At 38.4% G+C, this 24,734-nt stretch carries 16 protein-coding genes and 2 pseudogenes; 4 read left to right on the plus strand and 14 right to left on the minus strand.

The features are described 5' to 3' along the window. Positions 1 to 299: 299 nt before the first annotated feature. Positions 300 to 1,862 carry an NAD(P)H-quinone oxidoreductase subunit N gene (locus VB693_RS06235; protein ID WP_323265504.1) on the plus strand — a complete coding sequence of 521 codons (1,563 nt, stop codon included), beginning with the start codon at positions 300 to 302 and terminating at the stop codon, positions 1,860 to 1,862. A gap of 159 nt (positions 1,863 to 2,021) precedes the next feature. Here VB693_RS06235 and VB693_RS06240 read toward each other — a convergent pair whose 3' ends face one another. From VB693_RS06240 to VB693_RS06275, 9 genes and pseudogenes are all read right to left on the minus strand, one after another. Next, on the minus strand, positions 2,022 to 3,308 hold the full coding sequence (locus VB693_RS06240; RefSeq protein ID WP_323265505.1) for an ATP-binding protein: 1,287 nt from the start codon (positions 3,306 to 3,308) through the stop codon (positions 2,022 to 2,024). A 120-nt stretch (positions 3,309 to 3,428) separates the two neighbouring features. Beyond that, positions 3,429 to 3,914, minus strand: coding sequence for a methanogen output domain 1-containing protein (locus tag VB693_RS06245; protein WP_323265600.1), 486 nt, complete (start codon positions 3,912 to 3,914; stop codon positions 3,429 to 3,431). A 182-nt stretch (positions 3,915 to 4,096) separates the two neighbouring features. After that, positions 4,097 to 5,131, minus strand: a complete 1,035-nt coding sequence (locus tag VB693_RS06250) for a sensor histidine kinase (RefSeq protein WP_323265506.1) — start codon at positions 5,129 to 5,131, stop codon at positions 4,097 to 4,099. A 15-nt stretch (positions 5,132 to 5,146) separates the two neighbouring features. Further along, complete coding sequence (locus VB693_RS06255; RefSeq protein ID WP_323265507.1) at positions 5,147 to 6,298, minus strand: FIST signal transduction protein; 1,152 nt, start codon at positions 6,296 to 6,298, stop codon at positions 5,147 to 5,149. A gap of 131 nt (positions 6,299 to 6,429) precedes the next feature. Beyond that, positions 6,430 to 7,236 (minus strand): sensor histidine kinase, encoded by an 807-nt coding sequence (locus VB693_RS28990; RefSeq protein WP_416233371.1) that lies wholly within the window; start codon positions 7,234 to 7,236, stop codon positions 6,430 to 6,432. Positions 7,237 to 7,350: 114 nt separating this feature from the next. Next, positions 7,351 to 7,731, minus strand: a pseudogene (locus tag VB693_RS28995) (response regulator); the annotation flags it as partial. 298 nt (positions 7,732 to 8,029) lie between these two features. Continuing rightward, entirely contained in the window at positions 8,030 to 9,256 is a 1,227-nt protein-coding gene (locus VB693_RS06265) for a response regulator (protein WP_323265509.1), read from the minus strand. Positions 9,257 to 9,324: 68 nt separating this feature from the next. Continuing rightward, complete coding sequence (locus tag VB693_RS06270; protein ID WP_323265510.1) at positions 9,325 to 11,697, minus strand: sensor histidine kinase; 2,373 nt, start codon at positions 11,695 to 11,697, stop codon at positions 9,325 to 9,327. 353 nt (positions 11,698 to 12,050) lie between these two features. Next, on the minus strand, positions 12,051 to 12,680 hold the full coding sequence (locus VB693_RS06275) for a response regulator (protein WP_190696183.1): 630 nt from the start codon (positions 12,678 to 12,680) through the stop codon (positions 12,051 to 12,053). Between the two features lie 256 nt (positions 12,681 to 12,936). Between VB693_RS06275 and lipA the strand changes: the two genes are divergently transcribed. Next, positions 12,937 to 13,836, plus strand: a complete 900-nt coding sequence (gene lipA, locus VB693_RS06280; protein ID WP_323265511.1) for a lipoyl synthase — start codon at positions 12,937 to 12,939, stop codon at positions 13,834 to 13,836. 89 nt (positions 13,837 to 13,925) lie between these two features. Here lipA and VB693_RS06285 read toward each other — a convergent pair whose 3' ends face one another. From VB693_RS06285 to prfC, 4 genes are all read right to left on the minus strand, one after another. After that, positions 13,926 to 15,194, minus strand: a complete 1,269-nt coding sequence (locus tag VB693_RS06285) for a glycosyltransferase family 1 protein (protein WP_323265512.1) — start codon at positions 15,192 to 15,194, stop codon at positions 13,926 to 13,928. Positions 15,195 to 16,494: 1,300 nt separating this feature from the next. Next, positions 16,495 to 16,986: an RNA-binding protein gene (locus VB693_RS06290; RefSeq protein ID WP_323265513.1), complete on the minus strand. Its 492-nt coding sequence runs from the start codon at positions 16,984 to 16,986 to the stop codon at positions 16,495 to 16,497. A 748-nt stretch (positions 16,987 to 17,734) separates the two neighbouring features. Then, positions 17,735 to 19,933: a zinc metalloprotease HtpX gene (locus VB693_RS06295; RefSeq protein ID WP_323265514.1), complete on the minus strand. Its 2,199-nt coding sequence runs from the start codon at positions 19,931 to 19,933 to the stop codon at positions 17,735 to 17,737. Between the two features lie 169 nt (positions 19,934 to 20,102). Further along, positions 20,103 to 21,731 (minus strand): peptide chain release factor 3, encoded by a 1,629-nt coding sequence (gene prfC / locus VB693_RS06300; protein WP_323265515.1) that lies wholly within the window; start codon positions 21,729 to 21,731, stop codon positions 20,103 to 20,105. 597 nt (positions 21,732 to 22,328) lie between these two features. Here prfC and hemB point away from each other — a divergent pair. Beyond that, complete coding sequence (gene hemB / locus VB693_RS06305; RefSeq protein ID WP_323265516.1) at positions 22,329 to 23,309, plus strand: porphobilinogen synthase; 981 nt, start codon at positions 22,329 to 22,331, stop codon at positions 23,307 to 23,309. A 239-nt stretch (positions 23,310 to 23,548) separates the two neighbouring features. On the opposite strand, the gene VB693_RS06310 is transcribed toward hemB, so the two are convergent. After that, a complete protein-coding gene (locus tag VB693_RS06310; protein WP_323265517.1) occupies positions 23,549 to 23,800 on the minus strand; it encodes an AbrB/MazE/SpoVT family DNA-binding domain-containing protein in 252 nt (83 codons plus the stop codon). Positions 23,801 to 24,412: 612 nt separating this feature from the next. Between VB693_RS06310 and VB693_RS06315 the strand changes: the two are divergent. Next, positions 24,413 to 24,734: pseudogene (locus tag VB693_RS06315) on the plus strand (tetratricopeptide repeat protein); the annotation flags it as partial.

Genomic DNA, 24,734 nt, shown 5'->3' on the forward strand with positions numbered 1-24,734 from the left:
CAGGGTTAGCGCGTCTCAAACCCTGCTTCTAATACAGCGACTTCTTAATGCGTTGACAAAGCTTTCTGAATCGGATTCAATTAATACTTATGTACTATCAAATAGCGATGGTCTCCGACCGACCGGAGGTCATCAGCTTCGCTGGTGCTGAAAGCAATCGCTCTGTGACAGTTGCGTAAGTCCTGTTAAAATCAAGCCTGATCCAAAAGACAGTCAGTTAAATGCAACTTTGGGCAGGAAAAATTGCTAGAGTGAACACAGTTAGCCTTGATGTCTAATCGCCAAAACCTATATATCTCATGGATTTTGCTAATCTTGCATCCCAGTTAAATGCCGGGACGATTTTACCAGAGGGAATTGTCATTATCACCCTCATGGCGGTTTTGATTGTTGATTTGATTTTAGGGCGCACATCCTCACGCTGGATTGGATATCTAGCGATCGCAGGTTTACTAGCTGCGATTGCCGCCCTATGTTTTAAATGGGATGCTATCAATCCCATCGCCTTTAGCGGTAGTTTTAATGGTGACGACCTCAGTATTGTCTTTCGCGGTATCATTGCCTTGTCTGCCGTTGTGACTATACTGATGTCAATTCGCTACATTGAGCAGAGTGGCACTGCATTAGCCGAATTCATCGCGATTTTATTGACCGCTACTCTAGGAGGGATGTTTCTCTCTGGGGCTAGTGAGTTGGTGATGATTTTCATCTCACTAGAAACACTGAGTATATCCTCTTATTTACTCACGGGTTATACCAAGCGTGACCCCCGTTCTAATGAAGCGGCTCTGAAATACTTGTTGATTGGGGCTTCCAGTACAGCAGTATTCTTGTACGGTGTATCATTACTGTATGGTCTATCTGGTGGACAAACAGAATTAGGTGCGATCGCTAATGGTATTGCTCAAGCGAATGTTGGTCAATCCTTGGGTTTGGTGATTGCCCTAGTATTTGTGATTGCAGGTATTGGTTTCAAAATCTCTGCTGCACCCTTCCACCAATGGACACCAGACGTTTATGAAGGCGCACCTACCCCAGTTATCGCCTTTTTGTCTGTTGGTTCTAAAGCAGCCGGATTTGCCCTAGCTATCCGCTTGTTGACCACAGCTTTCCCCCTTGTCGCCGAGGAGTGGAGGTTTGTCTTCACAGCCCTGGCTGTTCTCAGCATGATTTTGGGTAACGTCGTCGCCCTTGCCCAAACCAGCATGAAACGGATGTTGGCTTATTCATCCATCGCCCAAGCTGGGTTTGTGATGATTGGCTTAATTGCTGGGACTGACGCAGGCTACGCCAGCATGATTTTTTACCTGCTGGTTTACCTGTTCATGAACCTGTGTGGTTTTACCTGCGTGATTCTGTTCTCCCTACGGACAGGAACAGACCAAATCACCGAATACTCTGGGTTATATCAAAAAGACCCCCTACTAACCTTGGCTTTAAGCCTATCCCTGCTTTCTTTAGGTGGGATTCCGCCTCTAGCTGGGTTTTTCGGGAAGATTTACCTCTTCTGGGCAGGTTGGCAAGCGGGTCTTTACTGGCTAGTTCTACTAGGTCTAGTTACCAGTGTTGTTTCTATCTACTACTACATTCGTGTAGTTAAGATGATGGTGGTTAAAGAACCCCAAGAAATGTCTGACGTAGTGAAAAATTACCCCGAAATACGTTGGAATTTACCTGGATTTAGACCTTTACAAGTAGGGTTAATAGTGACTTTAATCGCTACTACCCTCGCCGGGATTTTGTCAAATCCTCTATTTACTTTGGCAAATAATTCTGTTACTCATACTGCTATTTTGCAAACAGCAGCAGTTGTCAGTAACCAGGTAAGTATAATACCTGATGAGAAACCAGAAGGGTTGTAAATTCTACCTTTTGTTATCTAAATGGCTAATAGTTGAAAAACTATTAGCCATGTTTTATATTTGTAACTAATATTAATTTGAACAAGAAATTCTGTTCGCCTAGCTTATACCTTTGTGTAGAGCAATTTACCAAAATGAGCTGCTCACTTATTGAAATTGTTATAAACTAATAGGAAGCTGTATGGCAAATTTTGCTCCTTCTCCGGGAGTTGAGTAACAGTTAAGTTTGCCATTATGTTTTTTAACTATAATTTGATAACTGATAGATAATCCTAAACCTGTCCCTTTACCCACAGGTTTAGTTGTAAAAAAAGGATCAAATAGCTTTGATTGATTTTTTTCACTAATTCCTACTCCATTATCAGCAATTGTTATTTCTATCCAATTAATATCAATTAATTTAGTTTGAATTGTAATTGTTGGTGCTTCCTGAACCATATCTTCTAAATCCTCTAGTGCATCAATTGCATTAGTGATAATATTCATGAATACTTGGTTGAGTTGGTCAGGGCAACAGGTTATTTTTGGTAGTTGAACATCGTAATTTTTGATCAATTGGATTGTTAGAGACTGATGCCTAATTTGTAATCGATGTGACAACAACATTAAAGTGCTATCAATACCTTCATGAATATCAACTTTTTTAATATTCGCTTCATCCAATCTTGAAAAATTACGTAGTGAGTTGACTATTTTCTTAATCCGCTCTGCTCCTACCTTCATAGAATGAAAAATTTTATTCAGGTCTTGAATGAGGAAATTTAAATCTATTGTCTCTATAGTTTTTTCTACTTCTAAAGGAGGGTTGGGAAGATATTTTTGATAAACTTCTACTAATTTTAATAAATTGCTAGTGTATTGTTGAGTGTGATAAAGGTTGCCTAAAATAAAACTTACAGGATTATTAATTTCATGGGCGATACCAGCAACCACTTGACCTAAACTTGACATTTTTTCAGCTTGTATCAGTTGAGTTTGAGTAAGTTGTAGTTCTTTAAGTGTTTCTTGTAAAGCGTTTGTACGTTCTTCTACTCTATGTTCTAATTCTTCATTAGCTTTTGCCAGGGCAAATTCTACTTGTTGACGGTGTTGGATTTCATGCCTTAACTCATCTATTTTTTTATTTAATAGTATAAAATTACTGTTAGCCATAACTTTATTTTCTAAGCGGAGAAGAATTAGAGCCGGAGATTCAGGCGACCACGGTTGAATAACTGCTCCCTGACTACGGCATATTAATTTTTCTCCATTGCGCTGGCGCAAAGTTAAAGTACCAATAACCATTGCTCTACTCGTTGAACAAGCTTTTAGGTACTCTTTTAACTCATGTGGAGATTCCGTAACAAAATCAATCAGCTTTTTTGCCTGTAAGTCACGACAACGCAACCCCAGCATATCTGCTACTAGTTGGTTAGTAGCTAGCAGATGACCTTCGTTATTTACCAAAAGTAGAGGTTCTGGTAGCACTTTGGCTAGTTGGAGAAATTGTTCAGGCATCATAAATTTACTTCAGAGTATATACAAGCACTCACCCATCTTTGGATATTGGACTAGTGCCAGAAAATCTCAGATACTATCTGTACTTTTGAAATATTCTCGACCTTCTGCGTCTTCTGACTCATCTGTTGGCTTGAGGTAAACCGTAACTCTACATCCATTAGCACCGGACGCTATGGTTTCTTGAAGTTCTACCTTGGCATAGCCTAAATTATCAGCCGCTATCGTCCCAAAAACGTTAGAGGTCATCATGCACATAGCTGGACGATTCAACACTTTTTCTGCAAAGGGACAGGTTCTGTTACCAAAAACAATTTTTTCATCACTCTGTTCGATGATATAAAAATCACCCTGAATCCGTTTTTTTAAATCAACTAAGACATCAGCAATTTGCTCACGAGTAAGTTGGGGTACTTCTAAGGCTGATTTATATTCTTGGTTGATTTGTCCACCCATGCGTTGACCGATTACACTGATAAACCCAGAAGCATCTTCTAAACCAACTACATCCTGTAAAGTCCCAGATAATTCACGAATCAAGGTACGTAAGAAAATGTCTCACTCCAAATGAATATTCGCAGTATTTATGGTTGATTGAAGGATTTTGTTCATAAAATTATCTATAACTAGGTTAAAACTCTAAACGTAGAATTCCCCGAAGTTTATCTAAAATCTCTACACCAGAGATAATTAATTTAATTTAAGTTAAGTTAATAATAAAAACTAATTTAATCATGTTAGTAAATAGGAATAGCGATCGCAAACTCTGTACCCTCTCCTAATACAGATTCTACTTCCAGAGTACCACCGTGTTTCTGCACAATAATTTGGTGAGCGATTGATAATCCTAAACCCGTACCTTTGCCTACAGGTTTAGTAGTAAATGAATGTTCAAAAATTTTAGCTTTCACATCTTCCGATATCCCTAAAGCATTATCTTTAATCCGAATCAATACATAATTATTATGGTGGTCTAAAGATGTTTGAATAATAATCTGATTATTTTTTGTTTGAATTTCTGCAAAACTCAAATCAGAGTTAGACTCTTCTAAAGCATCAATTGCATTAGCGAAAATATTCATAAACACTTGATTTAATTGTCCAGGGAAACAATCTATTATCGGAATATCTCCAAATTTTTTGATTACCTGAATTTCTGGACGGTTCTGATTAGCTTTTAAACGATGCTTAAGGATAAATAGAGTGCTATTAATACCTTCATGAATATTAAAAGGTAATTTAAATTCTGTATCAGCCCGCGCAAAAATCCGCAAACTAGAACTAAGATTACTAATGCGATCAGTACCTTCTTTCATGGACATAATGAGCTTGGGTAGATCCTCACACACATACTCCAAATCCATGACTTTAATCTGGTTTTTGATTTCTTTGAGTGGGTCAGGATAGCACTGCTGATAGAGGTCTATGAGATATAATAAGCCATGAATATATTCGATAGCAGGGGTGATGTTCCCTATAATGAAACAGACAGGATTGTTAATTTCGTGAGCTACATCTGCAACTAATCCACCCAAAACAGACATTTTATCTTGCATTGTCTGAAGGTTTATTAATGTCTGTTCTAGTTCTAGAGTCCTTTGTTGTAACTGTGTTTGTGATTCTTGCAATTCATTAATTACTTTTTTGAGTAATGATTCCTTTTTTCTATTAGTTTCCTCTAACTGCATTCGGTCTATGGCGGCACGGTCTAATTTTTTTTGTAGTATCCTATTAGCTTTTTCAAGCTTTTGAATTTTCTCTTCGCAATTCATAATTTCCGTGAATGTTTACTTAGTTCCTAAAATTAAAGTAACGAATGTTTCATTATGAAATTGCGATTTACCAGCAGATTTTATAGGGGCAATCTCGCCATTAGAATAAAAACCACAGGCAGGTAAAAACTGATTAACATAATTTTTGGTATTGAGGTACTCTTGTTGGGTTTGCATACCCAAGATTTGCCGCCTAGCTACACAGGAAAAAAATAGTACGCCTGCTGGTTCTGTGCCTGGATAATTATTGATAGCATTCATAAATGATGCGTGAGAAGCTACCAAAATATCTTGATGTCCAGCTTCAGAAATTTGAATGGTTGCTTGCTCAGGAATATCTGCAAAGAAGGTAATGCTACCTGTGGTTTCATCATAAGCAATCGGCGCTCTAAGATAAAAACTCACTCCATCTTCTTCCAAAATTGCTAGAGGATATTCCATTGAAGGTGGTAGTGTACCTAAATAATGCCGATAGAAGTCTAAAGCTGGGTTATCATCAATTTCATAGACTATATTTTTTTCTACTTTAGTGACTTTGCTAGTTTTACCGATGGGAAACCAACCACTAGCTACACCGTGGGAAAATAGAACGTTACCAGAAAACAATAAAACTGGAACAGAATCGCTGAGGACTTGTGTTTGAAAAAATTGATAGGTATTTTGATATTTTGACTGATCAGCTGCTAAACCACCAAATATGGGAAATGTTTCTCCCAAAGCTAGTTTTAAACCATTTAATATTGATACACCACTAGTTGTCAGACTCTCTGGATGGGTCAAGCATAGTTGAGGAACTGCGGTAGTTTTAGCTTTTGCCTGTTCTACAGCTTCCTTGGTCGCCGCAATCGGATCGTGAGAAACTTTCAGTCCAACACCTGCACAAATTTCTATTTCATCTGAGCAAAACAACATTAAGGCAATTGAGTCTTGCTGAAACTCTAAGACTGAAGAAATCTCTCCATCCGTAGTTCCACCAATTAACTCAATTCCTGGAAAAGCCTGATGAATTTGTTGCAGGATGAGAATATGGTCAAAGTCAATAGCACTAAACAGAATACCCGCTTGAGGAATATTTCCAGTTAAGGAAGTGTTGCATTGCTGAATTAGTTCCTCCACTGCTGCTAAGGAGTCTGGGTCATTGCTATGGCCAACTACTATCTTTAACATCAATTTAACTCTTTAGTGAATCAACCTCTCTAGCCATATAGTTCCCAAATCTGTATAAAAAATTTACTGTTGAGCAAAGCGGAGTATTTACACTCCCAAAATTTCTTGGTAGATTTTGAGATATTTAGAAGCTATTCAGTAGGAATAGTAATGGTAAATTCAGAACCTTTCCCGATAATGGAATTTACATTTAAACTCCCCTGATGTTTCTGCACGATAATTTGCTGGGCAATTGATAATCCTAAACCCGTACCTTTACCTACAGCTTTTGTAGTGAATAAATGATCAAATATTTTTTTCTGAATTTCATCAGACATACCTAAACCATTATCTTTAATTTTAATTACTACGAAATTTTTATTAGTATTGAGTATAGTTTGAATAATAATTTGATGAGAATTTTCTTGAATCTCATCTATGCTACGTCCAGTATTTGATTCTTCTATAGCGTCAATGGCATTCGCTAATAGATTCATAAATACCTGATTTAATTGTCCAGGAAAGCACTCGATTAAGGGTAAGTCACCATAATTTTTAATAATTTCAATAGGAGGACAATTTTCAGAACCTTTGAGGCGATGTTTGAGAATTAAAAGCGTACTATCAATACCTTCATGAATATTGCACTTAACTTTATTTTCTGTATCAGCCCTAGAAAAAATTCTTAAACTACTACTAATATCTCGAATGCGCTGAATCCCTTCTCTCATTGCGGAAATCATGTTAGGTAAGTCAGAACTAATATATTCCAAATCCATTGCTGTGATTTCGTTTTGAATTTGTGCTATGGGTTCAGGATAATGATGTTGATAAAGGTTAATGAGGTTAATCATGTTTTGAAAATATATGAAAGCATGACCTAAATTGCCATAAATACAGCTAACAGGATTGTTAATTTCATGAGCTATACCTGTAACTAACTGCCCAAGCACAGACATTTTTTCTTGTTTTACAAGCTGGACTTGAAATTCTTGTAATTCTCGTAATGCGTTATCAAGTTTAGCAGTACGCTCTGCTACTCTTTGCTCTAAATTTTTCGTTAGATTTCTAAGTTGTAGATGTGTTTTAATGCGAGCTAATACCTCTTCTTTTTGGAAAGGTTTTGTGATGTAATCAACTGCGCCCAAATTTAAACCATTGACTTTGCTGTCTGTATCTGTAATTCCAGTCATAAAAATAACTGGAATATCTTGGGTAACTGGATTAGCTTTTAAATATTTGCAGGTTTCAAATCCATCCATCTTTGGCATCATCACATCTAATAAAATTAAATCTGGCAATTGAAATTGTATCTTCTGGATTGCCTGTTCACCATTAATGGCTGTAGCTACTGTGAAGCCTGCTGCCATCAGTTCTGCTGAGATAATTTCTAAATTGGTGATAGTATCATCTACAACTAAAATTAAGTTATTTTCTGTTGATTTATCAAGCATTTTTATGGTAATTTTATTGTATAGTTATCCATTGGTTTAACAATATAAGTTAAATACTAGAAAATAGAAATAATCGTATTTTTATTATGCGAATATTGACAATTGGTTTCTATTTTGAGAATCAGAAAATGACTTTACTCTTTCTCCCATTATCTAGAAATATTTTTATTGTTCATTGTATACCCAGTTAATAATGAATATTTAGGGACAATAAATTATCTCTATTTCAAGAATATACAAGATTATAGTTCCCATAAAATTAGTGATTACAACAGTTCTAGTAATAAAGAATAAATACTTATGATATCTTCATACTGGCTTGCTGAATAGGAATAGTAATCAAAAATTGCGCTCCCTCTCCCATAGATGATTTTACTTCTAAAGTACCTCTATGTTTTTCTACTATAATTTCATGAACGATTGCTAATCCAAAGCCTGTCCCTTTTCCTAATGGCTTAGTAGTGAAAAATTGGTCAAACATTTTTTCTTGAACTTCTTGAGAAATTCCTATACCATTATCACTAATTGTAATAGATATAGATGTTTGATCATCTGTAATGGCTGTACAAATCTCAATTTTGGGTGTATCAGATATTTTGCCAATTAATGATTCTTCTATAGCATCAATAGCGTTAGCAAGAAGATTCATAAATACTTGGTTTAGTTGACCTCCATAGCACTCTACTAAAGGTAATTCACCATAATTTTTAACTATATTAATTTCTGCACTTGTTGATGTAGATTTAATTCGATTACTTAATATAATTAATGTGCTATCAATACCTTCATGGATGTTAAATAATTGAAATTGTGTATCATCTAAGCGCGAGAATAAACGGAGCGATCGCACAATTTTTTCAACCCGTTCAGTCCCTATTCTCATGGAAGATAATAGCTGGGGTAGGTCTTGTTTAATAAAATCTAGATCAATCTCATTGATATAAGTTTGAATCGCTGGAATTGAATTTTTGGTATGTTTTTCGTATAAATTTAATAATTCTAATAGGTCTGCAATATAATTTTGAGCATGAATTAAATTACCGGAAATAAAATTGATTGGATTATTAATTTCATGAGCAATCCCTGATATTAGCTGTCCCAAGGTAGACATTTTTTCTTCTTGTGCTAATTTTAGTTGAGTGCGGCGTAATTCCAAATGAATATTAATTCTCGCTAATACTTCCTCATATTCAATGGGTTTAGTAATATAATCTACCGCTCCCAGTTTTAATCCCTTTACTTTGTCAATTAAGTCAGAACGAGCCGTCATAAAAATTACTGGGATATTTTTAGTTATCGGATTTTCCTTGAGTTGATAGCAAGTTTCAAAACCATCCATTTCTGGCATCATTACATCTAATAAAATCAAATTAGGTAATGTTTCTTCCGCTTTTTTTAAGGCACTTTTGCCACTTTTAGCAACAGAAACTTTAAATCCTGCTTGATTGAGAATTACAAATAAAACTTTGATATTTGTAGGTATATCATCTACAATTAAAATTGAGTTTTTAAGAGAATCGCTCATCTAAATGTTCCTCTAAAAGTATCCAGATATCATCTTTATTTATGCCCGAATTAATTTTTTGGAAATAATTAACAATCTAAATAAGGCTGAATCATTTTGACAATTACCTCATCGTCAAACTCTTCTAGTAATTGTAAAACTTGCCTAGAAAATTGGTTATATTTTTCATCTAATTTTTGAATGCGGCTTATTTCTTCTTGAATATCAACAATATAACCAGCTTTAGAAGCTTGATATAATTTTATCAATTCTACTGAAGGGGGAAAGATTATTTTCCTATTATCCTCATGAGCTTCCTGATTATATCCAATCATATTTTCCTTCACTATGGATAAATCTGATATTATTCCAATATTAACCACTGGTAAGTCTAAGTCAAACCAAAATTTACTCCCATGATTATAAATACTCTCAACCTTTATTTCACCACCCATCATTTCTACAATTTGGTAACTGATAGCTAGTCCTAAACCTGTACCTTCTGATTTTTTTAAAGTATTTCCTACCTGCTCAAAAGGCAAAAATATTGTTTCTAGTTGTTCATTCGTCATTCCAATACCTGTATCTATAATTTGGAATCTAATTGTAGATACAGGTAATTGCTGATTTATTTTATAATTATCAATTACTTCCACCAAAAAAGTTACTGTGCCATGTTGTGTAAACTTAATAGCGTTTCCTAAAAGGTTAATTAGAACTTGACGTAGGCGTTTCTCGTCAGTTTGAATGGTAGTTGGTAAATGATGATCTACTTGATAAATAAAGTCGATAAATTTTTGCTCTGCTTTAACTCGGCAGATATCAAAAACTCCTAATAAAAATTTTTTGAAATCAAAAGATTCGGGATAAAGATCCATTTTTTTTGATTCAATTTTAGCAATATCTAAAATATCATTAATTAAATTCAATAGATGAAATCCACAATCATAAATAATATTAACCCCCTCCATTTGTTCATCACTGATATTTGGATCAAATTGGAGAATTTGTGCATAGCCAAGAATACCATTCAATGGTGTACGAAGTTCATGGCTGATATTAGCTAAAAATTCACTTTTGGCATGGTTAGCAGCATCAGCGACTTCTTTAGCTGCTGTAATTTCTGCTGTTCTTTGGGCAACGCGTTGTTCTAACTCTTGATTAGTGATTTCTAAAAATGTAAAAGATTGGCGTAGTTGATCTGCCATTTGATTAAAAGATTGAGCAAGAATACTCAGTTCATGAATGCTAAAAATCGCTACTGTTTGCTCAAGTTCTCCAGATGCGATGGCGTTCCGTCCACTGTAGGCGATCGCACTACTAGCTTTAGTTAACTTTAAAATAGGATTGGTTATCCAACGAGAAGTGTATATACCCAGTGCAGTAGCTAGAATTAACGCCCCTAAACACAACAAAATAGTTGTACGAGTATTGGTACTAATTTGCGCCATAAACTCACTTTCAGGGACAACTACCACCACCACCCAATCTAAACCCAATGGGTTATGCCAAGGAGTAATTTGCACAAAATGATTTTTATCTTGTATTTTTATTACAGCTTGTTGAGTGGATTTAATATTTATAATTTTTCCGAAATTATGCTGTAAATATTTTGTTGTACTTTGAATTAAAGTATTTTTACTATTTAATCCTGATAGTCTTTGTGCTTTACCATTTACTACCTTAAATGGTAAGTCATCTGCCGAAGTAGCTACTATTAATCCAGAGCGTTCTAAGATAAATATTTTACCGGTTTTACCGATTTTTAAATCTGCTAAAAAATTACTAATTTGTGACAATATCAAATCAACACTAAGCACACCAGTAAATTTATGCTGCTTCTGATTCAGAGGATAACTAGAAGATATTGACAGAATTTCTGGTTTATCTTCCCATTGATATATTTGACTCCATACAGGTCTATTTACCTTAACTGCATCTTTATACCAAGCTTCTAACCGAGGATTATAATCTTTAATTGCTATTAATTGTCGCCGATTTACTTGACTATCAGTTGTATAAACATAAAGTTTACCAATTCCCTTGTTTTGGGAAACTTCATTAATTAATAGCTGACCATTATCTAATCGTTCAACGCCAATAAATTCACCTTTGGAATTAGCAAAACTAATATAACCGACATTAAATACTTGCATCTGTTTTGCAAAATAACGGCCTGTAGCTTGGAAATCGCTTAAATTCAGCATTCCCATTTCTACCGCATCTAAATTAATTTTATTAAGCTGATCAGGCGTTGTGAGGTAAGTATCTAGGTGCTGATCAACTACTAGATTTACCTGAATCATCAGTTGATTAGCAAGTTCATTTACTGCCTTTTGTCCATTTCTAAAAGAGAGATATCCCACAAGTCCTACTGTGGCGAAAATTTGCATAATAAAAGGGACAATTAAGATGAAGCGTAGAGGCAACTTTTGAGAACGTTGAACACCAAGATGCGTCATTGTTGTTAATTCTGCATAGCTGGGAAATCTGAGTATAAATCTCTGGCATTATTTTTCCCATTATCCTAGGATCAATATCATGAGATACATTGCTAAGTTGGGGTAGCTCTTCGCAGGCATTACTCTACTAGTTTATTTAGCTAGATTGAGTATATATTAAGATAATAAGCAGTTGGTAATGTTATATCTGCTTGATCGCCACTTGAACTCACCTACATACAAAATAAGTCCGCTTAGGCGGACTATAATAAATATATATTTACCTCATTTTTTTGACACTCTCACCGTCACACCCAAAGTTTGATGGAAGATCATTACTTGATTGGGTTTGTCTAGTATTGAGTTATCTCTTGCTACTTGATTTTCTGTTTAATAAAAGTTACTACCTGAGTTAACTGTTTTTTCAAGCCATCAATCTCTGCTTGCATTTTGGCAATTTTCTCATTCAGTAGTTGAATTTCAGCCGCAGAAGTAGCTTCAGCATTTGCAACTGTCGCAGTTTTGGGAACACTAACGGTTGCTACAGAACCATTTGTGACAGTAGCAGTAGTTGCTGTCACATTTTTTGCGCTGGTTACTGCTACTGGCAAAGGTTCTGGGCGTGGTAGTTTAGCCTTAGTCATTGCTGACTTAATAGCACCAATTAACTGCTTTTGGTCAAAAGGCTTACCCAAAAATTCAAAATACTCAAAAGGTTCGGTCATTTTCTCTGTGACCTCTTCCTTTCGACCAGACATAATGACTAAAGGAATCTTTCTTAAATCAGGGTGAGCTTGAACTTGCTGGAAAACCTCCCAACCACTCATTTTGGGTAGTAAAAAATCCAACATAATCAAGCTGAGTTTCTCTTGACGGATGAAATTTAGTCCTTCCAAACCGTCTTTTGCTTCCAATACCTCAAAATTGCCAGGAGGTAGCATTTCTTTTACTTTTACCCTGACAACGGTAGTGTCATCGATAACTAGAATTTTGTTACTTGCCACGACTGATTGCTCTAAAAGAATATTTAAGTTTCAATAACGGCTACGCCGATTGACTGTGAGAATGCTCCCACTATACTCAACATTGTTATTGATTAGGGGATAGTATATTTCGGTATAAATCTCGTTGCAGCTCGTGTTTTACCAAACCTCTACTTGCGTAGGGGAAATTTTGTGTCATCGTAAAATTTGAGGCTTGATCCTCAAAGCCTTCAAATTCCTGACTCTCTACTCCCTACTCCCCTATTTTGAATTGATTATGACTTCCTCTCAATCAGCCGAAATCAGAGCAGAAATTGCAGCTATGCCTAGCTGGTTACGCCGTTCTATTGGCAAAGCCAGTGAACTCTCCACAGTACAACGCATTATTAAGCAACGCCAAATTCATACTATTTGTGAAGAAGGGCGTTGTCCCAATCGAGGGGAATGCTACGCGCAAAAAACAGCTACGTTTTTATTAATGGGGCCAACTTGCACCCGTGCTTGTGCTTTTTGTCAAGTAGATAAAGGTCATGCACCCATGCCTATTGATCCTGAAGAAGCGCAAAAGGTAGCAGAGTCTGTACAGCTTTTAGGATTGCGTTATGTAGTGCTAACTTCTGTAGCCCGCGATGACTTGCCAGATCAAGGTGCAAGTCACTTTGTCAGCACAATGACAGCTATTCGCCAACTTAATCCAGATACGCAAATTGAAGTTTTGACACCCGATTTTTGGGGTGGTGTAGGTGCAGGCGAAGTAGCTCAACGCCAGCGTCTAGACATGATTGTGCAAGCCCAGCCAGCTTGTTTTAACCACAACATTGAGACAGTGCGACGGTTAACAGGGCCAGTCCGCCGGGGTGCTAAGTACGATCGCTCTTTGCGGGTATTGGCTATAGTTAAAGAACTCGATTCTACTATTCCCACCAAATCAGGGTTAATGCTAGGACATGGTGAGACTGTGGAGGAAGTGATCACAGCGATGAGAGACTTAAGAGTAGTAGGGTGCGATCGCATAACTATTGGTCAGTATATGCGCCCCTCTTTAGAACATCTACCAGTCCAAAAATACTGGACACCAGAGGAATTTGAGCAACTCGGTAAACTAGCCCAGGATATGGGATTTAGCCATGTACGTTCTGCCCCTCTGGTTCGCAGTTCCTATCATGCAGGGGAGTAGGAAATAGGGGACAGGGGACAATTAGAGTTCTTCAATGCCCCATGCCCCAAACTAAAAGTCATAATTATTTTTTAAGGGTATCGCAACCTTTATTGACCAACTAATGCTGGCTCTAGGATTGATGCTGCTGAAATTTGGGTATATAGTTCACTCAAATTATCCGCCACACCACCCCAACTAAACTTAGATTCAATGTGTTTTCTAGCGGCTAGACCTAATTCATTTCGCCATATTGGATTCATCAGAATTCGGTCAATCGCAACTGAAAAAGCGGCTACATCTTTTGGTGGTACTAATAAACCAGTTTTTTCTGTAACTACTGTAAATTGAAGACCACCAACATCACTGGCGATAACTGGTGTACCACTGGACATCGATTCAATTGCTACTAGTCCAAATGGTTCGTAATGGCTGGGAACGACACATACATCGGCCGCCGCGTAGTAAGTCGGTAAAATTTCTTGACCAAGACGGCCGGGAAGAGTTGTAAAGTCACTCATGCCTAATTCTTGCACAATGCTTTCAATGCGATCGCGCTCTCTACCATCGCTAGCACCTGGGGTACTACCACCACCAATAATGAGTTTGAGTTTGCCAGAGTTGCGTAACTGAGACTCGTTAACTGCACGGACTAAGGTTTCTATACCTTTGCGAGAATCAAAACGCCCTACATACAATACGACTTTTGCGTCTTGTGTAATTCCTAATTTTGCTCTAGCAGATGCTCTGTCTATCGAGCCAAATTGCTGGATATCTGTACCACAAGGAATAACGTCAATATAACCTTTTGTGGAAACTAGCGATCGCATATGTTGCTGTTCTTGAGGGCTAGTAGCAACTATTCTTTCTGCTGTTTCCAAAACTTGTTTTTCTACTGCTAAACGTTTAGTCGCAATTAAAGGAATCGTATCTACACTTTTATATTTGACTGCTCCTAAAGAGTGGTATGTGTGAACTTGCTTACTACCTTGGAGAGCTTTTAATTGCATCCCTACCCAACTAGAAAGCCAATAGTTTGTGTGTACAACTGGATATTTAATGTGAGTTTCTAGTTGAAATTGTAGTAATTGTTGGACAAATTCTGGTAAATATTTAAAACCATGATCTCGTGGGACAAATTCCACCGGCCCGGCCGTTAAGCGAATTGTTCGACAGAGTGGAGTATGTTGAACAATTGTCTCTTGTTCAGGACTGACTCTGCGGCTAAACATATCAACTTGCCATCCCAATTCAGCTAGGGATTTACCTACTTCACGCACATAAACATTTTGCCCGCCGGCTTCCTCTTTGCCAATTTCAATCGCTGGATCTCCGTGGACAGAAATTAAAGCTATACGCTTTTCAGTGGTAGAGTTCATAGTTTGTGTGTTGCTGATGTGAATAAAGTTGTGGGCTATTTCGAGATTACTTACAGTGCATTTACTTGAAATTATGTAGGAACATTGAGTAATCTTTATTTTAATTTAATATGTCAAATCTTTTTGTCTATCTATTGCCAGGATGATACTTTTCTTTTCTACCTTTATTGTTATATTTAAATTGTTTATACCTAATTAGCTATACGGAAATCTCATACTTGTGATAGATGAAGCTCTATTTATTTACCGATAAATATGCAGATATAAACTTCTTATAAATATTAATAAATCAGCTTTTTACTTAAAACACTGTTTTGATCTCAATAGATGTACTATTTTTAGTAATTATTATTAAATCTTACTACCGTATTTTTACTTATTTTTTAGCCTAAATTATTCAGAATCAATCAAATAAATCCCTAAATATGCTAAGTTATCAGGGTTAATACTGAATAATAGTTTTACTTAAAATAGTGTCTGATATTACTAATATCAAAATAACTTTTTGTAGCTTATAATACAGATTTTTTAAAATTTTCTTAGCTACATTTTTTGTGTTCAATTTCAAAAAGGGTATAGGGGTGTAAGAGACTTTTAAATTCATTTGAATTTTGAATGATTTCTTGAGAGCCTCCCACTAGTGCAGTTACTTACTAGCAAAAAATGAAAGAAACTCAACCTCTTTCCTATCCCTTGTCATCGTTCGGCTAAAGCGACTCGACTGAGTTTCCCTGCGGGACGCCATGCGAACGCGGAACGTCTTATAGTGTTCTATCCGTTAGAGACAGAGGCTACGCCGACGTATAGCGTTCCGCAGGGAATCTGTCTTTTCCCTGTCATCTGTATATATGAGATTAAATTCAAAACGGGAAACCCCTCCAGCCTTAATTCAACACCTGATAAGACTGAAGGGGTTATTAATCACAAATTGGACTTCTTTTTGAGAAAGAAAGTACCAAAAAGCTGTAATGAGATTGGATTCCAGTCGAGGAGTTGTTCCTTGCCCTCACTCTGGTGATGATGACTCTGGAAGATTCAGAAAAGTTTGATGAGTTAACTAAACTAAGTACGATGGGCTGCGCCCAACCATAGGTCATCGCAATTTTTGGTAGAACGAGCTATGCAGGTAATTAGTCTAGACAAATTAAGCCAATCAACACATTTTATCCTACAACAGCGATCGCACTCACAATCGTAGCTATAATCAACCCACAGTTGAGCGATGACGGAAACGTTAGCGATTAAAAATTAAAAATCAAAAAAATCTGACTTTTAATTTTTAATCATTCACTCCTTTCACCTAGTTTGTGGTTTGAGCAGCCAGCATTTGCTTGAGCTTTTCTAATTCAGAAGCCCAACGTGGATCGGGACGAACTGCATCTGAATCAGATGTAGTTGTACTGGTTTCACGTCCACCACCACCGCGACGAGACTTTTTAGCACCTTTATCACGGCGACTACCTTCTTTGTTGGCTCTAGGAGTGGGGGTAGCACTAGCAGCTGGTGTTGGTGCTGCTTGTTCTTCTCCTTCCTCACCTTTTGTCCGAGGTAAAGCCTTCTCTAACTTGATGGGTGTTTCTTTGAACATCTGACCGTTATACTTTTCTATAATTTGGTCAGCTTGTTCATCATTATTGACTGTTAGAAAACCAAAACCCCGGCATTTGCCAGTTTTACGGTCTTTGATTAACTTAGTAGTGACAGCATCGCCTTCTGCTGCAAAAACTGCTTGCAGTTCTTGACGATCTATTTCTTCTTTTGGCAAATTGCCTATATATAGGCGAACGGACATGAACTATACCTCCAGAGTTGAATGAACATGGCAAGGCAAGAAAACAATTGCTTGGCATTGGCTTTTAAATGCTATTGACCAAGACTGCCATAAACCAATTTTTTTACTCCAAACTGTCAATCTATACAATACAGTTTTTTGTTGGGATCAAGCTTATTGAATCCAAAAGCGCATACAACGCTCTGTTAGTACCACCTTAATTCTAAAAGTTGTAAATTTGTTTTTAACTGTCTCTTGCCTTCAGCATTTTTTTTTGTTTCAATGCCTTCGCCCGCAGAATTAAATACCATCCCTTACATTACCACGGTATTTTCTACGTAGCTAGTTCAGCATATACTTTTTTTGCAATAGAGTTACTGTATCGTAGCATAAAATACATATTTTCTCAAGAACGAATATTGAATAGTAGGAAACAAAAACCAGCCATTGGCTGGTTGGTTCCCTGCTGTGTTGGGAGGATAAACATCAATAGATTGGCGCAGGCAGCTAACGGTAGTTACCAAGCTGGAACGCTAAGTTATTTCAGTTATCAATGATTTTGTAAACAAATGTAACACTCCAAAAGAAAATTTGCAATATTTATTTACATTTGATGATTGGGCATTGGTCAACCCCTACCCTGCGGGACACTTTGTGAATAATGTATAATCTTTGAGATGTTTCGCTTCGCTCAACATGACAACTTCAGCATTTATGCAAGAGGTCTAGTGAAACAAATCCAAAATTCGTTGACTTTTGCGTAGCAGGGTTAGCCGGTGAGAAAAATATAAGCCCCCCAAGCCTGGGCTACAACCGCTATAACTGTAGACCAGATGGGATGAGGACTATTGAGGGTTTTACCATTTTGAGTTTGCAGGGTTTGGATATCTACCCAGGGTGTTGCACCTCGACGAAACCAGCCTGTAACTATCACTTGCCGACCAATTAATTCTTGATGATAAATTGGTTGTCCTAACCAGGAAACATGGTGTAGTTTCACTAAACCTGTGCTGGACTGTAAGATTAAGTCCTGTGCTAAAGCATTACTAATGCCGGGACGACCTAATAACTTACCAACAAAACGCACCTTGACGCTATCGATGGGGATGCTGGAGGGGTTGGCTAACAGGTAAGGTAACTGTTCATCAGTGTGGACGCTATTAGCTTTAATGTCTGGAAAAAAGGAGTTCATCCTAATTACCATACCAATGCTAAAGCAGATTAGTAGGCAACCGATCACGAATGACCAATCTTCGTAAATCCACTTGAGATTTAAAAACTTGAGTGCGAAAGCAGTTTGCCAAGATGACCAAATCAAACCCGCAAACAAAAAACCTAGGGGAATCCCTAGGAATGGCGCAATTTGCAACAAGAAAGATTGACGGGTAACGGTCAATGCTTGCTGACTGAGTGATTGCTGGCTAGCTAGATGTAATTCGGGGTCTATATGCCAGTACCGTGCTATTTGACATAGACGTTCGATGCGATCGCCTATTAACGGATGCGTGTTATTCAGAGTCAACCAACGCCGATAGGGGTTTGTATTATCCCACATCAACATTGATTCAAAGTTGAGATGACCGGCAATGCTACCCAAAGTAATACTTTGTTGATAACTAACTGGCAATAATATATTTAAGCTTTCTAACTGCCAACTAGTGGATTCTGTTTTTTGGATATCAGCAGCAATGCCAATGTTAATTTTGAGTAAGGCTCGAATCAAACCATTGGGATTACCGGTGATTTCGGCGGCGAGGCGATCGCTATGATAAGGGCGCAAACGCGAATATAGCAATGCTGTCCCAGTCAGCACACACCATAAACCATAGATGAGACTAGAGACGATACTAAATGGCCAATGCCATACACCCTTAGCTGATGTATTCCCCCAGACAGCAACTTGCTGGTAGAGTTTGTAAATTGGTAGCGTCAGCAACAGCATTAAAGACATGAGAACAAAATCTTTGTAAGTGATTTGTCCTAGTTGCGTTGCATAGATGGTAGCAATTTCATCATCAGCTAATTGATCTAACAGACCTTGACTAACTACAATTCGCGCATTTCTGGGTAAATTGCCATAAGTGAGAGCTATGGGTGCAGATGTTGGTAAAATTCGTAGTTGGGGGGATGGCCAGTGACGCTGTTGGCAGTAGCGATGCAATACACGGGGCGTTTCTCGACTATGGTTGTGTAGAATATCTTTTGATAACTCACGCTGACCGTAAAACTCTCCTAAAAACCAATCTAATAACCAAGGCGAGAGGGCGATCGCTACGAACAAAACACTAATTAAGACTGGGGTAGGATCACGATAGAGCAACTGCAATGGCTCTAAATAAGGCAGTTTAACTAAAGTCCAGTTGATTGTACCCGTTGTAAACTTAAACAGTTCTCGCAACACCCAAAACAGTGCCATGAATGTGCCTGCTGCTAGGAGTCGCAAGGGTATTAAACTTGGTTTTTGTAAAGGTTGCCAGACTTTGGCGCGTTTTGCTTGTCGCCAATAAATGCCAAATTCTTTAGTTTTGGCGTAACCTGTCGTGTCGATTAATGGGTTAGCGGCTAAATTTTGTCTGTCAATAAATGTATTTTGAAAACCCACAGAAGGCAAAGCAGATGAATAGCTAGATTTGGCTTGGGTTTGCTGCTTTGATGCCTGATTAACCTGGGTATTGTCTGGTTTTTTGCGCTTTGTTTTGCTTTTTGTGAGGTGTACAAGAGCCGTTTTTGCCCATTCTTTCACCTTGGGGTTTTGACTGTCAGTCAGGGACTGACACAGAGCGATCGCCTTGCGGACTTCACCACAGCGTGCATAGGCCATCACTAACCCTACCCTAGCTTGCAGACTAGCAGTTTCATTGCCCTGATGACTTGCTAAAGGTTCTAGTTGAGCGATCGCTGCTTGATAATTTCCTTGTTTGAGGGCAACTAAACCAGCCTCCAAAGACGATTTAGCGTGTGAAGGCATAGAAATTTTGACACTCCATCTGTGTGATTTGCTCCACGGTTATAGCAAAGCGCGAATCAACAGATGCCGTGTACATCAACCCAGTGTTTCTATCAGAAGGCAGAAGGCTAATATTTCTAATACTCAGCACTCAGAACTCAGCACTCAGAACTCAGCACTCAGCACTCACTTACTCTTCTACTGCTTTTTGACTAGAAAACACTGGGGCGATCGCGCTGAGTTTCAACTCTGGATGATCTCCCTGTAACTGTTGACAGTTCCATTCATTGCGGAACAGTAAAACTGGGCGACCCATGCTGTCTTTGACTGTGGTGGTGTTGAATATACGTCCCACCTTATTCAAAGCTTCCCAGCCACCTTCTACCCAACGAGCGACGCTGTAGGGTAGTAGTTCCAGCAGGGTTTCTACACCATACTCGTTTTGTAAGCGAAACTGCACCACCTCGAACTGTAACTGCCCCACGGCTGCCATAATGGGGTCACGTTTAGCTTCATCATTTGAATACATGATTTGTACTGCACCCTCTTCTCGCAATTCGGAGATGCCCTTTTGGAATTGCTTAAACTTCGAGGGGTTGGGATTACGAAGAGACGCAAAAAGTTCTGGTGAAAAATACGGAATTCCTTCATATTCCAGCTTTTGCCCCGTATAAATTGTATCGCCGATCGCAAAAACACCTGGATTATTTAAACCGATTACATCACCTGGATAAGCCGTATCAATGGATTCGCGTTCTTGAGCAAAGAGTTTTTGCGGTCTTGATAACCTGACAACTTTGCCAGTGCGAGCATGATTCACTGTCATATCTTTTTCAAACTTACCAGTGCAGACCCGGATAAAAGCAACGCGATCGCGATGTTTCGGGTCCATGTTGGCTTGCAGTTTGAAAACGAACCCTGAAAATTCTGGATAAGTGGGGGGTACTTCGCCGAGACTACTTGTATGGACACCTGGTTTAAGCGCGTAGTCGAGGAAGTTCTTTAGAAATAACTCTACCCCAAAGTTTGTCATTGCGCTACCAAAGAAAACTGGGGTCATTTTTCCTTGATGGATCAAATCTAAATCTAGCTCTGGCCCTACCCCTTCTAAAAGTTCTAAATCATTTTTGAGTTGGTAGTACAAATCCTGTTCCAGTAGTTCCTCAACTTTGGGGTCGCCCAAGTCTACAGTAGTATCACGGGCTTCTTTACTGCCGTGTGCGCTGCGTTCAAATAGGTGAATTTGTTGCTGATGTCTGTCAAAAACACCTTTAAAGCGATCGCCCATCCCAATCGGCCAGTTGACTGCATAAGTTTGCAAACCCAACTCTTGCTCAATTTCATCCAACAGTTCCAGTGGTTCTCTACCCGGACGATCCAACTTGTTAATAAATGTAAAGATTGGTAAACCTCGCAGTTTACAAACCTCAAATAATTTCCGTGTTTGAGGTTCAAGACCTTTAGCCACATCAATTAACATCACAGCATTATCAGCCGCCGCCAGAGTCCGATAAGTATCTTCACTGAAATCTTGGTGTCCCGGCGTATCAAGTAAATTAATTTGGCAGTCTTTGTATTCAAACTGCAATACTGTAGAGGTAATAGAAATACCCCGTTGTTGCTCCATTGCCATCCAGTCTGAAGTTGCCTTACGTTGCGCCCGACGAGCCTTAACAGCACCCGCCTCGTGAATTGCGCCCCCGTACAGTAGTAGCTTTTCCGTCAGAGTAGTTTTACCAGCATCCGGGTGAGAGATAATCGCAAAATTACGGCGAAGTTCAACTGCTTGACTAAGTTCCGTCTGAAGTTCAGTTGACATAATATTTTATTGAGTTCCTTGTTACGTTACTTAACTTAATTTTTTCTACTTTAGCGAGTCCCTTCATCTTAAAACAACGAAGCTCATCACCAATAATGCAAAATTTAAAAGTATTCATGCAACCGTAACATTCCAATTACCGACACAAACTCACAAAAAACTCTCAGCGCACCTTTGCGATTACCTCCGCGCCACTTTGCGTTTTAATTTACACTTAAACAACCGCAGGACAAACTTTTAATAAAAATTATCATAAAACTTCCCAAAAAATTGAGAATTTATAAATAGTAAAATTGAACGTTAATTCATAATTTTCAACGACTTTAATTCATTAACAAGACAAATTCAGAGACTTGTTTACCTTCATACTGGAAACAGACATCTACCACATTAGATTTTAGATACTCAATCCAAAATCTAAAATTCTTCTGCCTCCTGCCTCCTGTAGAATACAAAATTGCCCCACAGCTTGATCAGGAGTAGGGCAAAGGACAGTTAAGCACTGTCTGTAGTCTGTCTGACAATAACAGAGTTTTGTCCGACTTTTGTGACGGTTTATCTTGTGTCCATTATATTCCTACTTTTCCACAGAAATTTATGTTTCCCACCCATCGCCCCCGCCGCCTGCGTACCCATCCCCAACTGCGCCGGATGGTACGAGAAACCGTAATCACCACAAATGATTTAATCTACCCCTTATTTGCTGTACCAGGCGAGAGCATTGCCAAAGAAGTCAAATCAATGCCTGGAGTGTACCAACTTTCCGTAGATAAAATTGTCGAAGAAGCCAAAGAAGTTTATGACCTAGGAATTCCCGCCATCATTTTATTTGGTATTCCTGCCGACAAAGACATAGATGCAACAGGTGCTTGGCATGATTGCGGCATTGTCCAGAAAGCAGCCACAGCAGTAAAATCAGCAGTACCGGATTTGATTGTCATTGCCGACACTTGTTTGTGTGAATACACCAGTCATGGACACTGCGGTTATTTGCAAGTTGGTGACTTGACAGGAAGAGTTCTCAACGACCCCACTTTAGAGCTACTGAAAAAGACAGCCGTTTCCCAAGCTCAAGCCGGTGCTGACATTATCGCCCCTTCCGGAATGATGGATGGCTTTGTCCAAGCAATTCGTGTTGCTTTAGATGAAGCAGGATTCCAAGACACCCCCATTTTGTCCTATGCTGCTAAGTATGCTTCGGCTTACTATGGGCCATTTAGAGATGCAGCCGATTCGACACCCCAATTTGGCGACAGAAGAACCTACCAAATGGACCCGAGTAACGCGCGGGAAGCCATTAAAGAAATTGAGCTAGACATTGCCGAAGGTGCGGATATGCTCATGGTCAAGCCAGCTTTAGCATACATGGATATCATCTGGCGCGTGAAGGAAGCCTGTAACTTACCTGTGGCTGCTTACAATGTTTCTGGTGAATATTCAATGGTAAAAGCTGCGGCTTTGAATGGCTGGATTGATGAACAGCGTGTAGTCATGGAAACCTTAACCAGTTTCAAACGTGCCGGCGCAGACTTGATATTAACCTACCACGCCAAAGATGCAGCTAGATGGTTGCGGTAAGTTACGATTTTCCGCTTGTGAGAGACGTTGTAATACAGCGTCTCTTAGTACAATTCGTAATTCGTAATTCGTAATTCGTAATTAAGTAGAACAGGGTAAATGATTAAAGGTTTGTAGTGAGAACTTTAGTTCTCTCTGCCAGACGCTCCGCGAACAAAAAAGGACTAAAGTCCTTACTACGAACTCAGTCCTAGTATTTTTGCATTATTTAACATATGGGACTCATATTTGATTTTTAGTTATTGTCTAACTTCCTTAACTATTTGGCTAATTTCTTCCATTGTGGGTTGATTAGGATCAGATTCTAAAGTTTCTAATTCTTTGAGAAAATCATCTAAATTTACATTTGATTGAGTAATTTTTTCTAAAACAATAGAATTGCCTTGAATAATTATTCGGTATTCATCACCAGGTTGCAGTTGAGATTGAATCTCTGGTGGTAAAGTTATTTGTTTTTCGTCAGTCACTCTAATAATTGGATGTGTCTGCATAATTTTTACTAGAGAAATGATATTTGATTTGTAAACATATACTTAGAAAGCTTTAGAAGGTGTGTTAATAAGAGCGTGTTTGAAAAGTGGTTTGCTATGATTTTAGACACTTGTTGATCCCCCCTAACCCCCCTTAAAAAGGGGGGAACAAGAATCAAAGTCCCCCTTTTTAAGGGGGATTTAGGGGGATCTGAAATGTTTTGCTACACCAATAGAGACTTTTCAAACATCCTCTAACACACCCTACTAAAAGAGATATTAAATATCCAACTATATGAAATATTTTTTTATTCTTACTTGAATTTTATCACTTTTTAAGTTGTTTCTAGCCCCAACACCAACTATGTAGATTTGAGCAAGTTTAGTTCACCGGAATAACCCTCCTCAATTCCCCTGCTCCCCTGCTCCCTTGCCCCCTGCCTCTGTCACTCCCCAAAAAATCCGTTACCAAAACTGCAACCACGGATGAGTTCGCTAGTGATACCCAGTAGAATCAACATTAAAGTTTCAGCAATATCACTGGCGACAATTAAATATTTTACCAACAGAGGGAATTAATATCGGCAGGATAGGGCTGTAACTAATCACTGATTGAGGCTGTGAGGCTGAAGAATGGAGAGGAGTGTAAAGTCTCAAGGGTTATGTTGGTGCTGGCTAGCTAAAATCACCCGCCACAGTTTAATATTCCTGCTGAGTGCTGTTTTGCTATCGGAGTCAGTGGGGGCAACCGAGAGAAATCAAAGGTTGCAGATAGCACAGCAACCAGAAAACACACAACAAAATGCAACTCGCGCTGCTGCGGAAAGACTGTCACAAGAGGGGTTACAACTTTTTCAACAAGGGACAGCAGAATCACTGCGACAGGCGAGGGATAAATGGTTGGAAGCCTTAAAACTTTGGCAGCAAATTGATAATAAAACTTGGCAAGCCACCA

The organism is Anabaena sp. UHCC 0399 (assembly GCF_034931465.1).
Taxonomy (GTDB): Bacteria; Cyanobacteriota; Cyanobacteriia; order Cyanobacteriales; family Nostocaceae; genus Trichormus; species Trichormus minutissimus.

Excerpts from the sequence above, each read along its gene's own strand:
- VB693_RS06310 (WP_323265517.1), bottom strand. The coding sequence starts at position 23,800 with ATGCAGACACATCCAATTATTAGAGTGACTGACGAAAAACAAATAACT.
- VB693_RS06235 (WP_323265504.1), top strand. The coding sequence starts at position 300 with ATGGATTTTGCTAATCTTGCATCCCAGTTAAATGCCGGGACGATTTTA.
- VB693_RS06255 (WP_323265507.1), bottom strand. The coding sequence starts at position 6,298 with ATGTTAAAGATAGTAGTTGGCCATAGCAATGACCCAGACTCCTTAGCA.
- VB693_RS06285 (WP_323265512.1), bottom strand. The coding sequence starts at position 15,194 with ATGAACTCTACCACTGAAAAGCGTATAGCTTTAATTTCTGTCCACGGA.
- VB693_RS28990 (WP_416233371.1), bottom strand. The coding sequence starts at position 7,236 with ATGTCTGTGCTTGGGCAGTTAGTTACAGGTATAGCTCATGAAATTAAC.
- VB693_RS06265 (WP_323265509.1), bottom strand. The coding sequence starts at position 9,256 with ATGAGCGATTCTCTTAAAAACTCAATTTTAATTGTAGATGATATACCT.
- prfC (WP_323265515.1), bottom strand. The coding sequence starts at position 21,731 with ATGTCAACTGAACTTCAGACGGAACTTAGTCAAGCAGTTGAACTTCGC.
- hemB (WP_323265516.1), top strand. The coding sequence starts at position 22,329 with ATGTTTCCCACCCATCGCCCCCGCCGCCTGCGTACCCATCCCCAACTG.
- VB693_RS06250 (WP_323265506.1), bottom strand. The coding sequence starts at position 5,131 with ATGAATTGCGAAGAGAAAATTCAAAAGCTTGAAAAAGCTAATAGGATA.
- VB693_RS06295 (WP_323265514.1), bottom strand. The coding sequence starts at position 19,933 with ATGCCTTCACACGCTAAATCGTCTTTGGAGGCTGGTTTAGTTGCCCTC.
- VB693_RS06290 (WP_323265513.1), bottom strand. The coding sequence starts at position 16,986 with ATGTCCGTTCGCCTATATATAGGCAATTTGCCAAAAGAAGAAATAGAT.
- VB693_RS06270 (WP_323265510.1), bottom strand. The coding sequence starts at position 11,697 with ATGACGCATCTTGGTGTTCAACGTTCTCAAAAGTTGCCTCTACGCTTC.
- lipA (WP_323265511.1), top strand. The coding sequence starts at position 12,937 with ATGACTTCCTCTCAATCAGCCGAAATCAGAGCAGAAATTGCAGCTATG.